We start from the raw sequence: 359 nt of genomic DNA, 5'->3' as shown, positions 1-359 counted from the left end.
TGATACGGGCTTCGACTTCCAGCAGCTCGTTAACTTTGGTTGCTTCGTCTAAGTTCGCTACCAAAACAACATCGGCGATCACATCGTGCTCAGTATCTGGGATAGCTTTACAAGTCAGCACATCACCATGGCCGTGATGTCCTTTAGCCATAATGTAGTCATTTAACTGGTCAAGAACTGGCTGTGGTGTTACTCCGACCTCCATCAAGATCAATGCTTCAGCAGTACCCGGTTTCACTTCACCTGTATTGTTGAAATAGATGTTATCGCTGCGAATCCCGGCAACACTGGAAATAATGGAGCGGTAGACATCATCAATGTGCCTGTCTCTTATAGACATCTGACGCTGCCGACGATAA

The 359-nt window shown here is 46.5% G+C and carries 1 pseudogene; it reads right to left on the bottom strand.

Annotated features, from left to right (window positions below):
• Positions 1-340, bottom strand: a pseudogene (locus OW491_RS18240) (hypothetical protein); the annotation flags it as partial.
• Positions 341-359 lie beyond the last annotated feature (19 nt).

The organism is Neptunomonas sp. CHC150 (genome assembly GCF_030397555.1).
Taxonomy (GTDB): Bacteria; Pseudomonadota; Gammaproteobacteria; order Pseudomonadales; family Balneatricaceae; genus Neptunomonas; species Neptunomonas phycophila.
The sequence above is the reverse complement of the archived record's forward strand: the minus strand, read 5'-3'. Positions and strand labels throughout refer to the sequence as shown.